14 protein-coding genes, 1 rRNA gene and 1 other RNA gene are annotated in these 17475 nt (G+C 63.6%); 13 read left to right on the top strand and 3 right to left on the bottom strand.

The window, feature by feature from the left end; genetic code table 11:
- Together rrf and VNT00_RS12215 are read left to right on the top strand one after the other, a co-directional pair.
- A 5S ribosomal RNA gene (gene rrf / locus VNT00_RS17910) occupies positions 1-90 on the top strand; the annotation flags it as partial.
- A gap of 116 nt (positions 91-206) precedes the next feature.
- On the top strand, positions 207-572 hold the full coding sequence (locus VNT00_RS12215; protein ID WP_325587834.1) for a DUF4870 family protein: 366 nt from the start codon (positions 207-209) through the stop codon (positions 570-572).
- Positions 573-792: 220 nt separating this feature from the next.
- Here the strand turns inward: VNT00_RS12215 and VNT00_RS12210 are convergent, their stop codons facing one another.
- Positions 793-1065 carry an SWIB/MDM2 domain-containing protein gene (locus tag VNT00_RS12210; protein ID WP_325587832.1) on the bottom strand — a complete coding sequence of 91 codons (273 nt, stop codon included), beginning with the start codon at positions 1063-1065 and terminating at the stop codon, positions 793-795.
- Between the two features lie 200 nt (positions 1066-1265).
- Between VNT00_RS12210 and pyrC the strand changes: the two genes are divergently transcribed.
- A complete protein-coding gene (gene pyrC, locus VNT00_RS12205; protein ID WP_325587830.1) occupies positions 1266-2327 on the top strand; it encodes a dihydroorotase in 1062 nt (353 codons plus the stop codon).
- Between the two features lie 143 nt (positions 2328-2470).
- Here the strand turns inward: pyrC and VNT00_RS12200 are convergent, their stop codons facing one another.
- Complete coding sequence (locus tag VNT00_RS12200) at positions 2471-4270, bottom strand: ATP-binding cassette domain-containing protein (RefSeq protein WP_325587828.1); 1800 nt, start codon at positions 4268-4270, stop codon at positions 2471-2473.
- Positions 4271-4365: 95 nt separating this feature from the next.
- On the opposite strand from VNT00_RS12200, the gene rnpB reads away from it, so the two are divergent.
- Positions 4366-4776, top strand: an RNA gene (gene rnpB, locus VNT00_RS12195) — RNase P RNA component class A.
- A 1-nt stretch (position 4777) separates the two neighbouring features.
- Here rnpB and VNT00_RS12190 read toward each other — a convergent pair.
- Entirely contained in the window at positions 4778-5548 is a 771-nt protein-coding gene (locus tag VNT00_RS12190) for a glutathione S-transferase family protein (protein WP_325587826.1), read from the bottom strand.
- A 610-nt stretch (positions 5549-6158) separates the two neighbouring features.
- On the opposite strand from VNT00_RS12190, the gene mraZ reads away from it, so the two are divergent.
- The 9 genes from mraZ to murG are packed head-to-tail and all read left to right on the top strand — an operon-like array spanning position 6159 to position 17469.
- On the top strand, positions 6159-6587 hold the full coding sequence (mraZ, locus tag VNT00_RS12185) for a division/cell wall cluster transcriptional repressor MraZ (protein WP_325587824.1): 429 nt from the start codon (positions 6159-6161) through the stop codon (positions 6585-6587).
- Between the two features lie 9 nt (positions 6588-6596).
- Positions 6597-7664 carry a 16S rRNA (cytosine(1402)-N(4))-methyltransferase RsmH gene (gene rsmH, locus VNT00_RS12180; RefSeq protein ID WP_325587822.1) on the top strand — a complete coding sequence of 356 codons (1068 nt, stop codon included), beginning with the start codon at positions 6597-6599 and terminating at the stop codon, positions 7662-7664.
- Positions 7664-7987, top strand: a complete 324-nt coding sequence (gene ftsL / locus VNT00_RS12175) for a cell division protein FtsL (RefSeq protein WP_325587836.1) — start codon at positions 7664-7666, stop codon at positions 7985-7987. The genes rsmH and ftsL overlap by 1 nt, the downstream gene beginning before the upstream one ends.
- The gene (locus VNT00_RS12170) at positions 7984-9720 is read left to right on the top strand and encodes a peptidoglycan D,D-transpeptidase FtsI family protein (RefSeq protein WP_325587820.1); all 1737 of its coding nucleotides are present in this window, start codon (positions 7984-7986) and stop codon (positions 9718-9720) included. The genes ftsL and VNT00_RS12170 overlap by 4 nt, the downstream gene beginning before the upstream one ends.
- Positions 9717-12515: a bifunctional UDP-N-acetylmuramoyl-L-alanyl-D-glutamate--2,6-diaminopimelate ligase MurE/UDP-N-acetylmuramoyl-tripeptide--D-alanyl-D-alanine ligase MurF gene (gene murF / locus VNT00_RS12165; protein WP_325587818.1), complete on the top strand. Its 2799-nt coding sequence runs from the start codon at positions 9717-9719 to the stop codon at positions 12513-12515. The genes VNT00_RS12170 and murF overlap by 4 nt, the downstream gene beginning before the upstream one ends.
- Positions 12505-13677, top strand: coding sequence for a phospho-N-acetylmuramoyl-pentapeptide-transferase (gene mraY, locus VNT00_RS12160; RefSeq protein ID WP_325587816.1), 1173 nt, complete (start codon positions 12505-12507; stop codon positions 13675-13677). The genes murF and mraY overlap by 11 nt, the downstream gene beginning before the upstream one ends.
- Entirely contained in the window at positions 13674-15209 is a 1536-nt protein-coding gene (gene murD, locus VNT00_RS12155; protein WP_325587814.1) for a UDP-N-acetylmuramoyl-L-alanine--D-glutamate ligase, read from the top strand. The genes mraY and murD overlap by 4 nt, the downstream gene beginning before the upstream one ends.
- Positions 15206-16399: a putative lipid II flippase FtsW gene (ftsW, locus tag VNT00_RS12150; protein ID WP_325587812.1), complete on the top strand. Its 1194-nt coding sequence runs from the start codon at positions 15206-15208 to the stop codon at positions 16397-16399. The genes murD and ftsW overlap by 4 nt, the downstream gene beginning before the upstream one ends.
- Positions 16396-17469, top strand: coding sequence for an undecaprenyldiphospho-muramoylpentapeptide beta-N-acetylglucosaminyltransferase (gene murG, locus VNT00_RS12145; RefSeq protein WP_325587810.1), 1074 nt, complete (start codon positions 16396-16398; stop codon positions 17467-17469). Before ftsW ends, murG begins: the two co-directional genes overlap by 4 nt.
- Positions 17470-17475: the final 6 nt, after the last annotated feature.

The raw sequence follows: 17475 nt of genomic DNA, 5'->3' as shown, positions 1-17475 counted from the left end.
CCCACTCCTTCCCATCCCGAACAGGACCGTGAAACGCCTTTGCGCCGATGATAGTTGACATTCGTCTGTGAAAGTAGGTCATCGTCAGGCTCTTATCCCTCAAAGCCCCTCCCCAGTCATTGGGCGAGGGGCTTTGTCTTTGGTGGACGCCTGAAACAGGTAAAATAGTCTGCACTTGATTACAGACAATTTGTTCCGGAGGGTTTATGACCGAGGTATTACCGCCAGAAGATGGCAGCGGCTTGTCCATGCGCACGATCATGCATATCGTTTACGGCCTTTTCGCCCTGGGTGTCGTTACCTCGGGCTTTTTGGGCTTCGCCGTGGTCTTTGCCGTGGTGCTGGCGTACCTGAAGCGGGGCGATCTTGCCGGCACGGTGTATGCCAGCCATATAGACTGGATACTCAAGACGTTCTGGTGGGGGCTGCTATGGCTGGTCCTGAGCCTCATTGGAACCCTGTTCTACCTGGGCTGGATTGCCCTGGTCATTCTTGGCGTCTGGCTGGCCTACCGCCTTATCCGCGGCTGGCTGGCGCTGTTTGCGGGCGAGCCTGCTCAGGCCGACGTATGAACGCCGATGGCGGCCGCCCGTCGGGGCGCGCCGGCACGAAAGCCGGGGGCTTCCGATAACAACAGCTATAAAGGCAACACCAATAAAAAACGCTGCTCGAGATGGCAGCGTTTTTTATTGGGAGGGGAATCCCGCAGCACCGCAAGCGCTTTTGGCCGGCCGGGCTGCGTGGCAGCCGCGCGGTGGGCATGGGGCCCGGGTGTCGGGATTGAGTGTCTGGTTACTTGAGGTGGCCGCTGACGAGTTTGGTGAGCTCGAACATGGAAACCTGATCTTTGCCGAACAAGGGGCGCAGTTTATCGTCGGCATTGATGTTGCGGCGGTTGGCCGGATCTTGCAGATCGTGCTTTTTGATGTATTCCCAGATTTTTTTGGTGACTTCGGTACGGGGCAACGGGCTGGCCCCGATGATGGCCGCCAGGGTGGGGCTGGGCGTCAGTGGCTTCATAAACGCCGCATTCGGTTTACGGGCGGGTTTTGCGGTTGTTGCCATAAAATGGTGCTCCAAAGAATTGTTTAATAAACGGGTAACCCGAGCATAACTTGAGTTCGGCTTAAAAACAAAGCGATTTATGCCGAGCCCCTTTAAAAAAGGTAAATGCCGGATAGCGGGATGTTACAGATGCTGCCAAGAGCATCCAAAGCGCGTTAACATCGTGGCTCTTTCGCATTTTACGTAGATTGTTTTCCTATATGCCATCTGTCATCGATTCCCTGACCCTGATCCGCCCCGACGACTGGCACCTGCACCTGCGCGACGGGGCGGTGCTGCAGGCCGTGGTCGGCGATACGGCGCGCCAGTTCGGCCGCGCCATCATCATGCCCAATCTGAAGCCGCCGGTCGTCAACGCCGAGCTGGCCGGCGCCTACCGGGGCCGCATCATGGCCGCCCTGGCCGTCGCGGGGGTCGAGCCCGGGGCGTTCACGCCGCTCATGACTCTGTATCTTACCGACAACACGTCCGCGGCCGAGATCACCCGCGCGGTGGAGTCGGGCTTCGTCCATGGCGTAAAGCTGTATCCCGCCGGAGCGACCACTAATTCCGACGCCGGCGTCACCGACCTGTTCGGGCGCTGCGGCCCGGCGCTGGAGGCCATGCAAAAGCATGGCCTGCCTTTGCTGGTTCACGGCGAGGTCACCGACCCGGCCATCGACCTGTTCGACCGCGAAGCCGTGTTCATCGACAAGGTCATGATTCCGTTGCGCCGGGCATTTCCGGCCCTGAAGGTCGTTTTCGAACACCTGACCACCAAGAATGGCGTCGACTACGTTACCGATGCCGAAGGGCCTGTCGGGGCAACCATTACCGCCCATCACTTGCTGTACAACCGCAATGCCATTTTCCAGGGCGGGATACGGCCTCATTGGTACTGTCTGCCGGTGCTCAAGCGGGAAACGCATCGCCTGGCCCTGGTCGAGGCCGCCACCAGCGGCAATACGCGTTTCTTCCTGGGAACCGACAGTGCGCCGCACCCTCGCGGGCTCAAAGAGCAGGCCTGCGGCTGTGCGGGCTGCTACACGGCCTTGCACGCCATGGAACTGTACGCCACGGCCTTCGATTCCGTGGGCAGGCTCGACGCGCTGGAAGGCTTTGCCAGCCGCCACGGGCCGGCCTTTTACGGCCTGCCGCTCAACCAGGGCACCATTACCCTTGAACGTTCGGCCTACGATATTCCGCAAGAGCTGCCGCTGGGCGATTCCACGGTCGTGCCCCTGGCGGCGGGCGAGTCCCTGCCCTGGCGCCTGAAGGCTTGATGCGCTGCACCGGCCAAGAAGCGCAAGCGGCCGGCCTGAAAATCTGAACCGGCCGGCCGCAAACAAATACACGGCGGTGTCCTGAAGCGCCGGTGGTATTCCAAAAGGCCGTGGATTTTCTTGCGAGGCCGCGCAAGACCGCGTCAGCCCTTTTGCTTGGCCTCGAGGGCTTCCCAGCGTTCGAACAGGCCGGACATTTTTTCTTCCAGTTCGGCCAGCTCGCGGTTGATGCGCTCGACTTCGCCGGGCGAGTCCCGGTATAGATTGCCGTCGGCCAGGGCGGCGGTAAGCTCTTGCTGGCGCGCCTCGATGTTGGCGATGGCCTCGGGCATTTCGTCCAGTTCGCGCTGTTCCCACGATGTGATGCGCGATGTTTTGGCGGGACGCGCCCGGGTTTGCACCGGGGCTTCGGTTTTTTCTTTCTTGATCTCGGGTGTCGTGGCGGTGGCTGGCTGGGGCCGCTGCGCCAGCCATTCGTCGTAGCCGCCCACGTACTCGCGCCAAACGCCGTTGCCTTCGGCGGCCAGTGTCTGGGTGATGACGTTATTGAGGAATTCCCGGTCGTGGCTGACGATGAGCACCGTGCCGGCGTAGTCCTGGAGCAGTTCTTCGAGCAGCTCCAGGGTTTCGATATCGAGGTCGTTGGTGGGCTCGTCCATGACCAGCACATTGGTCGGCCTGGCGAACAGGCGGGCCAGCACCAGGCGGGCCCGTTCGCCGCCCGAAAGGCTGCTGACCGGTGATTTGGCGCGCGCCGGCGAGAACAGGAAGTCCTCCAGGTAGCTCATGATGTGCTTGCGCTGGTCGCCGATTTCCACCCATTCGCTGCCCGGGCTGATGGTGTCGGCCACGGTGGCGGTTTCGTCCAGTTGGGAGCGCATCTGATCGAAGTAGCCGATGGTAAGGTTGGTGCCCAGCTTGACTTCGCCCGAGTCGGGCTGCAGCTTGCCCAGCAGGATGCGGATAAGCGTGGTCTTGCCCACGCCGTTGGGGCCGATGAGGCCTATGCGGTCCTTGCGCAGTATGGTGGTGGACAGGTCGCGTACCAGGACGCGTTCGCCGTAGGCGAAGCTGACGTGCTTGAGCTCGGCCACGAGCTTGCCCGAGCGCTGGCCTTCGGCGATGGCCAGGTTGACGTTGCCGACGCGCTCACGGCGCGCCCTGCGTTCGATGCGCAACTGCTCCAGCCTGCGCACGCGCCCTTCGTTGCGGGTGCGGCGGGCTTCGACGCCCTTGCGTATCCACACTTCCTCCTGGGCCAGCACCTTGTCGAACTTGGCGTTCTGCTGCTTTTCGGCCTCGAGCCATTCGGCCTTGCGCTGCTGCCAGGCGCTGAAGTTGCCTGGAAAGCTGAAGAGCTGGCCGCGATCGAGCTCGACGATGCGCGTGGCGACGTTGTCCAGGAAGCGCCGGTCGTGTGTAATAAGAATGATGCTGCACCGAGCGTTCAGGAGGCGCTGCTCGAGCCAGCCTATGCCGATGAAGTCCAGGTGATTGGTGGGTTCGTCCAGCAAAAGCAGGTCGGGCTCGTCGGCGAAGGCGTGCGCCAGCGCCACGCGCTTGCGGGTGCCGCCCGACAGGCCGGCTATGGGCGCATCGGCCGTCAGGCCCAGTTCGTCGATGAGGGCCTGGACGCGGCCCGGCCTGGCCCAGTCCTCGCTTTCGTTGATGTCGCCACACAATGCCTCGAAGACGGTCAGGGACTCGTCGAGATCGGGTTCCTGCTCGACCGTGGCGATCTTCAGGCCGCCAAGGCGCATGATTTCGCCGTCGTCGGGAACGATGCGCTCGTCCAGGATCTTGAGCAGCGAGGATTTGCCGGCGCCGTTGCGACCGATGAGGCCGATGCGCTCGCCCGGCTGGACGGCAAGGTCGGCATGATCGAGCAAGGGATGGTGCCCGTAGGCGAGTTGAAGGTTGGTCAGCGAAATCAGGGCGGCCATACAGGTTTGAAGCGAAGGATTCGGAAAGCTTCTATTGTCGCAGGTTGCCGGGCTTTGCGCCCGCCCGGCTCCAAGTCCTATACAATGGCGCCTGCGGGGCAGATCGGGCAATCGCGGTGTTTCGGCATCGAGGAAGGTCCGGACTCCACAGAGCAGGATAACGGCTAACGGCCGTCCGGCTGCCGAGACGCCCATGGCGTGCGGCGGGCCGAGGAACAGGGCCACAGAGACGAGTCTGCGGCGCGGGCATGCCTGGCATGCACCGGCACGGCCATCTCCGTGCTGCGCAGCTTGGCGACAGGCTGCGGCGCGGCAGGGTGAAACGCGGTAACCTCTATCCGGAGCAACATCAAATAGGCATGCGCCTGGCCTTCGGGCCAAAAGGGCTGCTCGCCCGAGCATGCGGGTAGATGGCTAGAGTGCGGCAGCAATGCCGCACCCAGAGGAATGATTGCCCGCCAAGTTCGCTTGGTGTACAGAATCCGGCCTATAGATCTGTCCCGCTCTTTACGTCTTGAGGCTTTGCGTCGTCAATCCCACTTCTTCGTAGCCACCGCCGCTTTCGTCCGGCCACGAGACCGCCACGTTGAACGAGGGGCGGGCCGAAATGGCGGCGTACCAGGCATTGACCCTGGGCCGCCTGCTTGACGACCAGAACTGGTCCTGGCCTAGCGCCGCCAGGCGGAACATGAAGGGCGCCAGCGAAATGTCCGCCAGGGAAAACTGGTCGACGATCCAGGGGCCGGGATCCAGCGTGGCTTCGAGCCGATCGAGCAGGTGTTCGATGTCGGCCCGCGACTCCGACAGTTCCGCTTCGCTGATTTCGCCACGTACGGCGCGCGAATGCATGTCCCTCAGGTATTTGGACGGCCGCCGCGCCGCCTGTTCGCGCAGCACGTCGTCGCCCCAGCGCTTGCGCAATTTCGGCAGGATGTACTTGACCATGGTCAGCTTGACGATCGCATCGAAACCGTCGTTGCAGGTCTTGACGAACTCGCGCATGCGTGCGGCTTGCAGGGGGTCTTGCGGCACCAGCCTTGGCCCGGGGAATGCAGCGTCGATATATTCGTTGATGATTTCCGATTCGTGTATGGCGTGTCCATTGTGGACGAGTACGGGAACCACCCCCTCGGGGCTGATCTCCAGGTATTCGGGACGCAACTGATCGAATTTGAAAAGGTCGATGTAGCGACTGGTCCAGGAAATGTTTTTTTCCTCCAGGGCCATGCGCACCCGAACCGAACAAACCGAACTCCAGAAATGATAAAGCTCAACCATGTACCGCCTCCATTTGTGTTGACTGCCTGGGCTGTGGGCAGGGGCGCCTCTTTGCGCGCCTGTCCTGTGATTTTCCTTTGCTGCGGCATGCTGGCGGCCGTACATAAGGATATTATTGTTGATGCAAATAAAATCGCTTCCTGGTCTTACGAGCTCTTGGTGGATATCCACCTGAGACTTTTGAAAATCCAGATGGATTAAGCGGATTTCCGGTAATAAGGCGAGGCCTGGCCGGCATCGTCGTTCACTTTTCCTTCTTTCGTAAAATAATTGCAAATACAAATTTATTGCTGGCGGCCGGAGCTGTGTATCGGTAGTTACCCTTGGAAGCCGGCGGGGCCCCGCGCCTGCCGGCATGACTACGGGGCGGGAAACGCGGCGAACAGGCGACTGCGATTGCTTACTTCCTCTTGCATTGCTGATAAAGCACTTGTAGATAGGTCTGCAATTTCTTGATTTCTCTATGGATTTTTTTGTAATCCATTCTCGAAAATAGCTCTAAGTGCTTGTTGTGATTGAAAAAAATACAAGTTAGCGCTTGACCTGCCGCCCGGGTTCCCGTAGAGTGGGAAAAAGTAGGATTTAGTGCAAAAAAGTGGAGTAAAAAGGCGTGTTTCAGGGTTGCAGTGCACTCACGTTGGATGCGAAGGGGAGGGTCTCGATACCCACCCGGCATCGTGACGCGCTGCTTTCCCAGGTCGAGGGGCGCTTGACGCTGACTCGCCACCCCGATGGCTGCCTTCTCGTATACCCACGCACGGTATGGGAGCAGCGCCGCGCTCAGATCGCTGCGCTTCCCATGAAGGCTCGCCCATTCCAGCGGCTGTTGCTGGGCAATGCGCAAGATGTCGAAATGGACGGCTCGGGCCGTATCCTGGTCGCCCCCGAACTGCGCAATGCGGTGGGGCTGACGCGCGACGCCATGTTGCTGGGCATGGGAAGCCATTTCGAATTGTGGGATGCCGCCGAGTGGGCTCGCCGAGAGGCCGAAGATCTGGCCAACGGCATGTCCGACGCCCTTGAGAATTTTTCTTTTTAAGGGGCGTCCATGGAGCGAGTTCACCGATCCGTGCTGCTGGAGCCTACGGTCAGCGCCCTGATTGACGACGGATTTGGGCGCAAATCCAGACAATCCCCCGGTAGCGGCCAGGCCACGCGGCGCCGGCATGGCGTGTTCGTGGACGGCACCTTCGGCCGTGGAGGCCATAGCCGCCATCTGTTGGGCAAGCTGGCGGATGATGCCAGGCTTGTCGTTTTCGATAAAGATCCCCAGGCTGTCGCGGCGGCGCAAGAGCTGGCGGGCCAGGACGGCCGGGTATCCGTGGTGCATGGCGGTTTTGCCTCCATGGAGCACGAACTGGCTGGGCTGGGCCTGGGCCAGGTCGATGGCGTCATGCTGGATCTGGGCGTGTCCTCGCCCCAGATCGACGATCCAGGCCGGGGTTTTTCTTTTATGCGCGAAGGTCCCCTCGACATGCGCATGGATACGAGTCGCGGCCTGACCGCCGCGGAGTGGCTGGCGCAGGCCAGCCTCGAAGAAATCAAGGAGGTCATAGCAAAATATGGCGAAGAACGGTTTGCTTTCCAGATTGCAAAGGCGGTTGTTGCTCGCCGCGAATCCAGGCCGATGCGCACAACGCTCGACCTCGCCGAGCTCGTCGCCAGTGTCGTCCGTACGCGCGAAAAGGGTCAACATCCGGCCACTCGCACCTTTCAGGCTCTACGGATTTACCTCAATGAAGAACTCGAGGAACTCGCGGGCGCCCTCGCGTCAGCTCTAAGGGTTCTGGCCCCCGGAGGGCGCCTGGCCGTGATCAGCTTCCACTCGCTGGAAGACCGCATGGTCAAGCAATGCATTGCCGCGGCGTCCCGGCCGGGGGAAGCCCAGGCGCGCATGCCCATCCTTGAAAAAGACATGCCCCAGCCGGTGCTGGTCTCGCTGGGGCGGGTGCTGCCGGGCGGCGATGAAATCGCAGGCAATGTGCGGGCGCGCTCCGCGGTGCTGCGAGCCGCCGAGCGCACCTCGGTCCCCTTGCCGCCCGATCAGGGCGCTTCTTTTATCAAGACGGCCGGCCTGGTTTCCAGGCCCTCCGGGCACGCGCACAGGAGGAAATGATGGGCCGCCTTTGCCTCGTGTTTGCCGCCTTGCTCATGGTGTCCGCCATATCGCTGGTTACGGCCCGTTTTCAGTCCCGCCAGTTGTTTGTCGTCGCCGAACGCATGGATGCCAAGGCGCGCGAACTCGACATCGACTGGCGCCGCCTGCAGCTGGAACGCGCGGAACAGGCCCGCAATGCCCGCATCGACGAACTGGCCCGCGATGAGCTGAAGATGGTGCCCGTCTCGCCCGACCGCACCATCTATATAAAAGGCGGCGCGCTAAAAGGCGGCGAGCAGTCCGTCGCGGCTGCGGGCGACTCGAACGGGGGGCGGCCATGAAGCGCGGCCGCTTTTACAACAGCCCCGTCCTCAATGTCCGGATGCCTTTGTGGCGTTCGCGCCTGGTGTTGATTCTTCTGATGCTGGGCTTTGTCGCGCTTATAGCCAAGACCATGTATTTGCAGGGCATGTCCAAGGATTTCCTGCAGCAGCAAGGCGAGCGCCGCTACGAGCGTACCCTGGTGCTCCCCGCCACGCGGGGCAAGATATTCGATCGCAGCGGATCGGTGGTGCTGGCCTCCAGCGTGCCCGCTCGCGCCATATGGGCCATACCCGAAGACACGAAAGAGGCGGATCCCAAGCAGATCGCGGCACTGGCCAAGCTCCTGGACGTGCCGCTTGGCGAGGTGCAGCGGCGCCTGTCCAACGAGGACAAGAACTTCGTCTACCTGAAGCGCCAGGTGTCGGTGGACCTGGCCGAGCAGATCAAGAAGCTCAAGATTCCGGGCATCCATCAGCAGGCGGAAATGCGGCGCTCCTATCCCGAGGGCGGCGTGACGGCCCACATCGTGGGTTTCACGAACATCGAGGACCATGGCATCGAAGGGATGGAGCTGGCTTACGATTCGGAGCTTTCGGGCCAGCCCGGCAGCAGGCGGGTCATCAAGGACCGTCTCGGGCGCATCGTCGAGGACGTCAAGGCGGTCGTGCCGCCGGTCGACGGCCAGGATCTGAGCCTGTCCATCGATGCAGGCATGCAGTTCGATGCGTATTCGGCGCTGAAAAAAGCGCTGGAAGAACACCAGGCCAAGTCGGGCGCGGCGATCGTGGTCGACGTGCAGACCGGCGAAATCCTCGCCCTGGTCAACTTGCCCACCTACGATCCCAACGACCGCGACGACCGCAAGGGCAGCGCGCTGCGCAACCGGGCCATTACGGACACCTTCGAACCGGGATCCATCATGAAGCCGTTCACGGCCGCCTTGGCGCTGGACCTGAACCGCATCACGACCTCGACCATGTTCAATACGGGCAATGGCCATTACCGCTACCAGGGCTCCACGATCTCGGACGTGAGCCGCAACGGCGTCCTGAACGTTGCCGGCATCCTGCGGCGTTCCAGCAATATCGGGATGACCATGATCTCCGAGCTGCTGACCTCGCAGGAGATGTGGACCAAGTTCACCCAGCTGGGTTTCGGGCGCGCGCCGCAGGCGAACTTTCCGGGTGTGGCGTCGGGTCGGCTGCGTCCGTGGGAACGCTGGCGCCCCATCGAGCGCGCGACCATGGCCTACGGCTACGGCCTGTCGGTCTCGCTGCTGCAGATCGCCCATGCCTATACGGCGTTTGCGCGCAACGGCGACATGGTTTCCCTGACCCTGCTCAAGCGCCACGGCAAGCCCACCAGCGTGCAGGTGTATTCGCCCCGCGTGGCGGGCCTCATCCGCGCCATGCTCGAAGCGGCGGCGGGTCCCGACGGGGCCAAGCTGGCTCAGGTTCAGGGTTACCGCGTGGCGGGCAAGAGCGGAACCGCGCGCCAGATCGTCAATGGGCACTACAGCACGACGCGCTACCGCGGCTCGTTCGTCGGCTTCGCCCCGGTTTCCAATCCCCGCGTCGTGGTGGCCGTGACCATCGACGAGCCGCAGGCAGGCGGCTATTACGGCGGCCGCATTGCGGCGCCGGTATTTTCGACGATCGTGTCCAGCACCTTGCGCCGCATGGGCGTGCAGCCCGATGCGCCGATCGATTCCCTGGTGGCGGTTGGCCCTAAAGAGGAGGCCGCCCGATGAGCAGCATGGAAAATGTCATTCAGTGGTTGAGGGAGAGCGTCGATCCGGGCGCACAGCTTTGCCTGGATTCGCGCTTGATACAAAAAGGCGATGTGTTCTTTGCCTGCCCGGGCGCCGTGTCCGATGGGCGCATGTATATCGGCCAGGCCGTGCAAAACGGAGCCGCGGCCGTGGTTGCGCAGCCGGGTTCCGGATGGAAGGGCGGAGCGGGTTTCTCTGTGCCCGTGCTGGAGGTCGAAGGGCTTTGCGCCATGCTGGGCGCGCTGGCGCACGAATGGTATGGCCGCCCGTCCGAGGCATTGTCCGTGGTGGCGGTTACCGGCACCAACGGCAAGACCACGACGGTGCAATGGGTGGCGGCGGCGCTGAATGCCGAAAACGTGCCCTGCGGCACTGTCGGCACGCTTGGCGTGACCCTGCCCGATGGCTCGAACCTGGGCGGTGCGCTGACCACGCCCGACGTCCTGACCATGCACCGCAGCCTTGCGGCCATTCGCGATGCCGGCGGCAAGGCCGCGGCGATCGAGGCGTCGTCCATAGGGCTGGACCAGGGCCGGCTGGATCAGGTGCGCATCGAGATCGCCGGGTTCACGAACCTTACACGCGACCATCTCGACTATCACGCCACGGTCGAGGATTACAAGCGGGCCAAGTTCTCGCTGTTCGGCTGGCCTGGATTGCGCCATGCCGTCATCAATGTCGACGATCCGGCCGGCGTCGAGCTGGCGGCCGTTGCGGCGGGGCTGGAGCCCCTGACGTATTCGCTGCGGCAAGACGCTGTTGCGGATATCTGCGCGCGGGATATCCAGACCGGCACCTATGGGTTGATCTTCAATCTTGAAACCCGGGACGGCGTGGCGCAGATCGTGACGCGCCTGGTCGGCCAGCATAATGTTTCCAATCTGCTGCTGGTGGCCGGCGTGCTGCAGTACCTGGGCTGGCCGTTGGCGCGGATCGCGCGCGTGCTGGCCACTCTGCGCTCGGTGGAAGGACGGCTGCAGATCGTCGAACCCGAGGCTTGCGGCGAGGCCTCTGCTGCCCTGCCCATGGTGGTGGTGGACTACGCCCACACGCCGGATGCGCTGGAACGCGCGTTGCTGGCATTGCGCGAGGTGGCGCAGGCGCGCGGAGGGCAACTGGTGTGCGTGTTCGGCTGCGGCGGCAACCGCGATCGCGGCAAGCGGCCAATCATGGGCGGCATCGCGGCTCGCCTGGCGCAGCGGGTCGTTCTTACCAGCGACAATCCGCGCGACGAAGACCCCCAAGCCATACTGGGTGAAATCATTGCGGGCATGCCGCAGGCCCCGGCCGTCGAGCCCGACCGGGCTCTGGCGATTCTGTCGGCGGTCTGGAACGCCGGGGCGGAAGACGTCGTGCTGCTGGCCGGCAAAGGCCACGAAACGTATCAGGAAGCTCAGGGCGTGCGCCTGACTTTCGACGACAGGGAGTGGTCGCGCCTTGCATTGACATGGCTGCGCAATCCTGCGCTGTCAACGGATTCCCGCTCGATCCAGCCGGGCCAGATCTTCCTCGCCCTCAAGGGCGAAGCCTTCGATGGCCACGATTATCTGGCTCAGGCCGGCCAGGCGGGCGCGTGCGCCGCCATTGTCGAACGGCGCAATCCCGCCCTGAAACTGGTCCAGTTCGAACTTGGCGACACCCGCCACGCCCTTGGCCGCATGGGCGCGATGTGGCGCCGGCGTTTCAGCCTGCCGGCCATTGCCGTCACGGGCAGCAACGGCAAGACCACCACCAAGGAAATGATCGCCTCCATCCTCCGTGAGTGGAAGGGCGGGCAGGGGGCTTTGTCGACGGCGGGCAATTTCAACAACGATATCGGCGTGCCGCTGACCCTGCTGAGGTTGCGCGATGTGCATCGCGCGGCGGTTTTCGAGCTGGGCATGAACCATCCCGGCGAAATCGGGCAGTTGGGCAAAATGGCCCAGCCCACCATTGCGCTGGTCAACAATGCCCAGCGCGAACATCAGGAATTCATGCACACGGTCGAAGCCGTTGCGCGGGAAAACGGCGCCGTGCTGGCCACCCTGCCCGAGGGCGGCGTGGCTGTGTTTCCGGGCGACGACAGCTATGCCGGACTCTGGCGGGAACTGGCCGGCTCGCGAGCCGTGCTGACTTTCGGGCTGGATGCGGCGTTCGACGTGCATGCCGGCCAGATCCAGGCCGAGCCGGCAAGAACCCGGTTCCAGCTGTACACGCCGTCCGGCTCGTGCCCGCTGTCCTTGTCGGCGCCGGGCCTGCATAACCTGCGCAATGCGCTGGCCGCCGCGGCGTGCGCGATTGCCGCAGGAGCGCCCCTGGACACCGTCAGGCGGGGGCTGGAGCACTTCAACCCCGTGGCGGGCCGGATGCAGCCACATGCCCTGGATGGCGGGCTGCAACTGGTCGACGATACCTACAACGCCAATCCCGATTCCGTGCGCGCGGCCATCGACGTGCTGGCGGGAATGGCCGGCGGCACGATTCTCGTGCTGGGCGACATGGCCGAGGTGGGCGCCCAGGGGCCCGCCATGCATGCCGAAGTGGGGGCTTATGCCAAAGAGCGCGGCATCGACGCCTTGCTGACGTTCGGCCCGGCCGCGCGGCATGCTGCCGAGGCCTTTGGAACCGGCGCCCGCGCCTTCGATTCGATCGACGAATTGATTGCGCATTTATGCGGCCTGGCTCCGGCCAACATCCTGGTCAAGGGTTCACGAAGCACCCGCATGGAGCGGGTTGTACACGGTTTTACACAGAAGACGATGAATAAAAACAAAGGGGAACACGATGCTGCTTGAACTGGCGCGTTGGCTGGCGGATTCCCATATGCGCGCTTTCGGCGTGTTCGAATACATTACCTTGCGGGCCATGCTGGCTTGCGGCACCGCGCTGCTCATCGGCCTGTATGCGGGGCCGCGCGTCATCCGCAAGCTGACCGAGATGAAGATCGGCCAGGCGGTGCGCTCCTACGGTCCCGAGTCCCATCTGCAGAAAACCGGTACGCCGACCATGGGCGGCGTGCTGATTCTCATCTCCATCGCGGTCAGCACCTTGCTGTGGGCGGACTGGACGAATCGCTTCGTGTGGGTGGTTCTGCTGGTGACGTTCGGCTTTGGCTGGATAGGCTGGGCGGACGATTACAAAAAGGTCGTCAACCACGATCCAGAAGGCATGTCGTCGCGCCGCAAGTTCTTCTGGCAGGCCGTGATCGGCGTCATCGCCGCCATTTACCTGACGTTTGCCGTGGCCGCGCCGGCCAATGCCGACTTGTGGCCCCTGTTTCGGGACTGGATGCTGAGCGGGTTCACCATGCCGCTGCCGACGCGCGCCGACCTGATCGTGCCGTTCTTCAAGAGCGTCAGCTATCCGCTGGGCGTATTCGGCTTCGCCGCGCTGACCTGGTTCGTGATCGTGGGCAGCAGCAATGCCGTGAACCTTACCGATGGCCTGGACGGCCTGGCCATCATGCCGACCGTCATGGTCGGCAGCGCGCTGGGCATCTTTGCCTACGTGGTGGGCCGCGTGGATTATTCCAAGTACCTGCTGTTCCCTTACATACCGGGCGCCTCCGAGCTCATGGTCCTGTGCGCCGCCATCGGCGGGGCGGGCCTGGCGTTTCTGTGGTTCAACGCCTATCCCGCGCAAGTATTCATGGGCGACGTCGGGGCGCTGGCCCTGGGCGGCGCGCTGGGCACGATCGCGGTCATCGTGCGCCAGGAGATCGTCTTGTTCATCATGGGCGGCGTGTTCGTGGTGGAGACGCTTTCGGTGATGCTGCAGGTGTCGTATTTCAAGTACACCAAGCGACGATACGGACAGGGCAGGCGCATCTTGCGAATGGCGCCGCTGCATCACCATTTTGAAGTCGGCGGCTGGAAAGAGACGCAGGTGGTCGTGCGTTTCTGGATCATTACCATGATGCTGGTGCTGATAGGCCTGGCGACGTTGAAACTGCGATGAGCGATTATTCCTTTCCTTCGATCGGTGCGGGAACGTTGACCCTGATTCTTGGTCTGGGCGAGACGGGGGCGGCGGCCGCCTCGTGGTGCGCCAGGAACGGCGCGCGCCTGCGCGTGCTGGATACGCGCGCGCAGCCGGGCGGGCTGGACGCCCTGCGCGCGAAGCTGGACGGCGCGGACGTTGATTTCCGGTTGGGAACCGAATGCTTCACCGAGGATGCGCTGGCCGACGTGGCGCGCATCGTGCTCAGCCCCGGCTTGCCGCCGGTGCAGGAGCCCGTGAAATCGCTTCTGGATCTGGCCCGCGAAAAGAATATCGAAGTGCTGGGGGAAATCGAATTGTTCGCCCGCGCGCTGGCCGATATGGCGGGGCAAGGCTACAGCCCGAATGTGCTGGCCGTGACTGGCACCAACGGCAAGACCACCGTCACCTCGATGGCCCGGCTTCTGGTGCAGGCATGCGGGCGCAGCGCCCGCGCGGCCGGCAATATCGGCCCGGCTGCGCTGGCCGCGCTGGCCGACGCGCTGGATGCCTCGGATCTTCCCGACGTCTGGGTGCTGGAGTTGTCGAGCTTCCAGCTGGAGTCCACGTCGTCGCTGGTTCCGGATGCCGCCGTGGTGCTCAACGTAACGCAGGATCATCTGGACTGGCATGGATCCATGCAGGCATATGCCGCCGCCAAGGCCAGGCTTCTGGCCATGGCGAAGGTCGCCGTCATCAACCGCGACGATGCGATCGTGGCCGATATGGTGGCCGCACCCAGGGCGATGTCCGTGCGTTCCTTTGGGCGGGATGCCCCACATTGGGTGGGGGATCTGGGCCTGGAGGGCAGCCATGGCGTCGCCTGGCTGTGCGCCAGCGAAGCCAACGATTTCGACCTGCCCGCCGCCGCGGGCACGGGCAAGCGCCGCAAGGCCGAGCAGGAACCATTGCGGGATGCGGGCCGGATTTCGCGGCTGATGCCGGCCGATGCGCTGCGCGTGCGTGGCCAGCACAACGCCCTGAACGCACTGGCCGCGCTGGCGCTGGCCCGCAGTTTGGGCCTGGGATGGGCGCCGATGCTGCGCGCATTGCGCGAATACGCGGGCGAACCCAATCGCGCCGAGTTTGTCCGAGCCATTGCCGGCGTCGATTTCGTCAACGACAGCAAGGGCACGAACGTGGGTGCCACCGTGGCCGCGCTCGAAGGGCTGGGCCGGAAGGCGGTCCTGATTGCCGGCGGCCTGGGCAAGGGGCAGGATTTTTCCCCCCTGCTCAAAGCCGTGCGCGAGCATGGCCGCGCCGTCGTGCTCATCGGCCAGGACGGTCCCGTCATCGGCCAGGCGCTGGCCGATGCGGGGGTTCCGCTGGAATACGCCTCGACCCTGGAGGATGCCGTCGAGCGCGGGTTGGCATTGGCGCAGGCGGGCGATACCGTGCTGCTGTCGCCCGCCTGCGCCAGCATGGACATGTTCAGGAACTACAACCATCGCGGCCAGGTGTTCGTTCAGGCCGTGCATGAGCTGGCGCTGGACAAGGGGGAGATCGCATGAGCCTGTTCACGGATCTGACTTCGGGTGTGAACGCCGTGCGGCCCGGCCGCACGACCATGTCCAATTTCGATCTCGGACTGATCGTCGCTACGGCCGCGCTGGTGCTGTTCGGCTTGCTCATGGTGTATTCGGCTTCCATCGCGCTGGCCGACGGGCCGCGCTACGAAAGCTACGGGCGTTTTTATTTCGTGGTCCGGCATGCCCTGTTCGCATTGGTCGGCGTGCTTGGCGCGGCCTTTGTGCTGAGCGTGCCCCTGAAGGTCTGGCAGAAGATGGCCATCCCGCTGTTCATCGTAAGCATGCTGCTGCTGCTCGTGGTCCTGGTGCCGGGCCTGGGCCGCGAAGTCAACGGCGCGCGGCGCTGGCTGCCTTTGGGGCCGCTGAACTTCCAGCCTTCCGAGTTGATGAAGGTTGCGATTATCTTGTACGCGGCCGATTACACCGTGCGCAAACAAGAGCACATGCATAATTTTTTCCGCGGCTTCCTGCCCATGGCCACGGCCCTTGGCGCCGTGGGCATGGTGCTGCTGCTCGAGCCCGACCTGGGCGCGTTCATGGTGATCGTGGCCATCGCCGTGGGCATCTTGTTCATAGGCGGAATCAACGGCAAGCTGTTTTCCAGCCTGCTGGGCGTGCTGGTGGGCAGCTTCCTGTTGCTGATATGGGCCTCGCCGTGGCGCCGCGAGCGGCTGTTCGTCTATCTGGATCCCTGGAATCCCGACAACGCCTACGGCAGCGCCTATCAGCTGTCGCATTCTCTGATCGCCTTCGGCCGAGGCGAATGGCTGGGCGTGGGGCTGGGAGCCAGCATCGAAAAGCTGCACTACCTGCCCGAGGCGCATACCGACTTCATCGTTGCAGTCATCGGCGAAGAGCTGGGCTTTGTCGGCGTGGCGTGCCTGATCGCCGTATTCGCCTATGTGGTGTGGCGAGCCTTCGACATCGGCCGGCAGGCCATAGCCATGGAGCGCATTTTCAATGGCCTTGTGGCCCAGGGCGTGGCGCTGTGGTTCGGCGTGCAGACCTTCATCAATATCGGCGTGTGCGTCGGCCTGCTGCCGACCAAGGGGCTTACCCTGCCGCTGGTCAGCTACGGTGGGTCGGGCATAGTCATGAATCTCGTGGCGGTGGCGCTGCTGTTGCGCGTCGATCACGAAAACAGGAACCTGATGCGAGGCAAGCGGACATGACGACGCGCACCTTGTTGATCATGGCGGGCGGCACCGGCGGGCATATCATGCCGGGCCTTGCCGTGGCGCGCGAAATGCAGTCGCGCGGCTGGCGCGTCGTCTGGCTGGGCCATCCGGAACGCATGGAAGGGCGGCTGGTGCCCGCCCAAGGCATCGAAATGGCGCCGCTGCGGTTTTCGGGCGTGCGAGGCAAAGGCGCGGCCGCGCTGCTGAAGCTGCCCTTTACACTGATAGGCGCCTGCCGGCAGGCCGCGCGCCATTTGCGCGGTCTGCGGCCCGACGTCGTGCTCGGCATGGGCGGGTACGTGGCTTTCCCGGGCGGATTGATGGCGGCATTGCTGCAGATTCCCCTGGTCGTGCACGAGCAGAACGCCGTTGCCGGAACCGCCAACCGCTGGCTGGCCCGAATCGCCAGCAAAGTGCTGCTGGGCTTCCCCGGCGCCTTGCCGGGCGCGTTGATGGTCGGGAATCCCGTGCGGCGGGAAGTCGCCCAATTGCCGCCGGCTGGCGAGCGCTACGCCGCGCGCCAGGGGGCCTTGAGGATACTGGTCGTGGGCGGAAGCCTTGGCGCTCAGGCCCTGAACGATACGGTGCCGCAGGCTTTGCGGCAGCTTGATGTCCAGGATAGGCCGGTCGTCACGCACCAGGCGGGCGAGCGGCATATCGAGGCCGTACGCGCCGCTTACGAGCAGGCCGGCGTGCAGGCGCAATGCGTGGCGTTCATCGACGATATGGCCGGGGCGCTGGCCCAGGCGGATCTATTGATCTGCCGCGCCGGCGCCATGACGGTCGCCGAAGTGGCGGCCGCGGGTGTGGCCGCGCTGTTCATTCCGCTGCCGGGCGCCATCGACGATCATCAAACGGCCAACGCCCGCTATCTAAGCGAATGCAAGGGAGGCTGGCTGCGTAAACAATCCGAATTTTCAGCGTCCTGGCTGGCGCAGTGGTTGAAGGAGCGGACTCGCGGGGAACTGCTTCAGGTAGCCGCCCATGCGCACGAGCATGCCAGCCTGAACGCCACGCGGCAGATTGCAGACGCTTGCGAACAAGTATCAAGGAGCGCCGCATGAAACATA

This window comes from Eoetvoesiella sp. (genome assembly GCF_035555955.1).
GTDB lineage: Bacteria > Pseudomonadota > Gammaproteobacteria > Burkholderiales > Burkholderiaceae_B > Eoetvoesia.
This window is presented reverse-complemented; position numbering and strand designations above follow the sequence as displayed.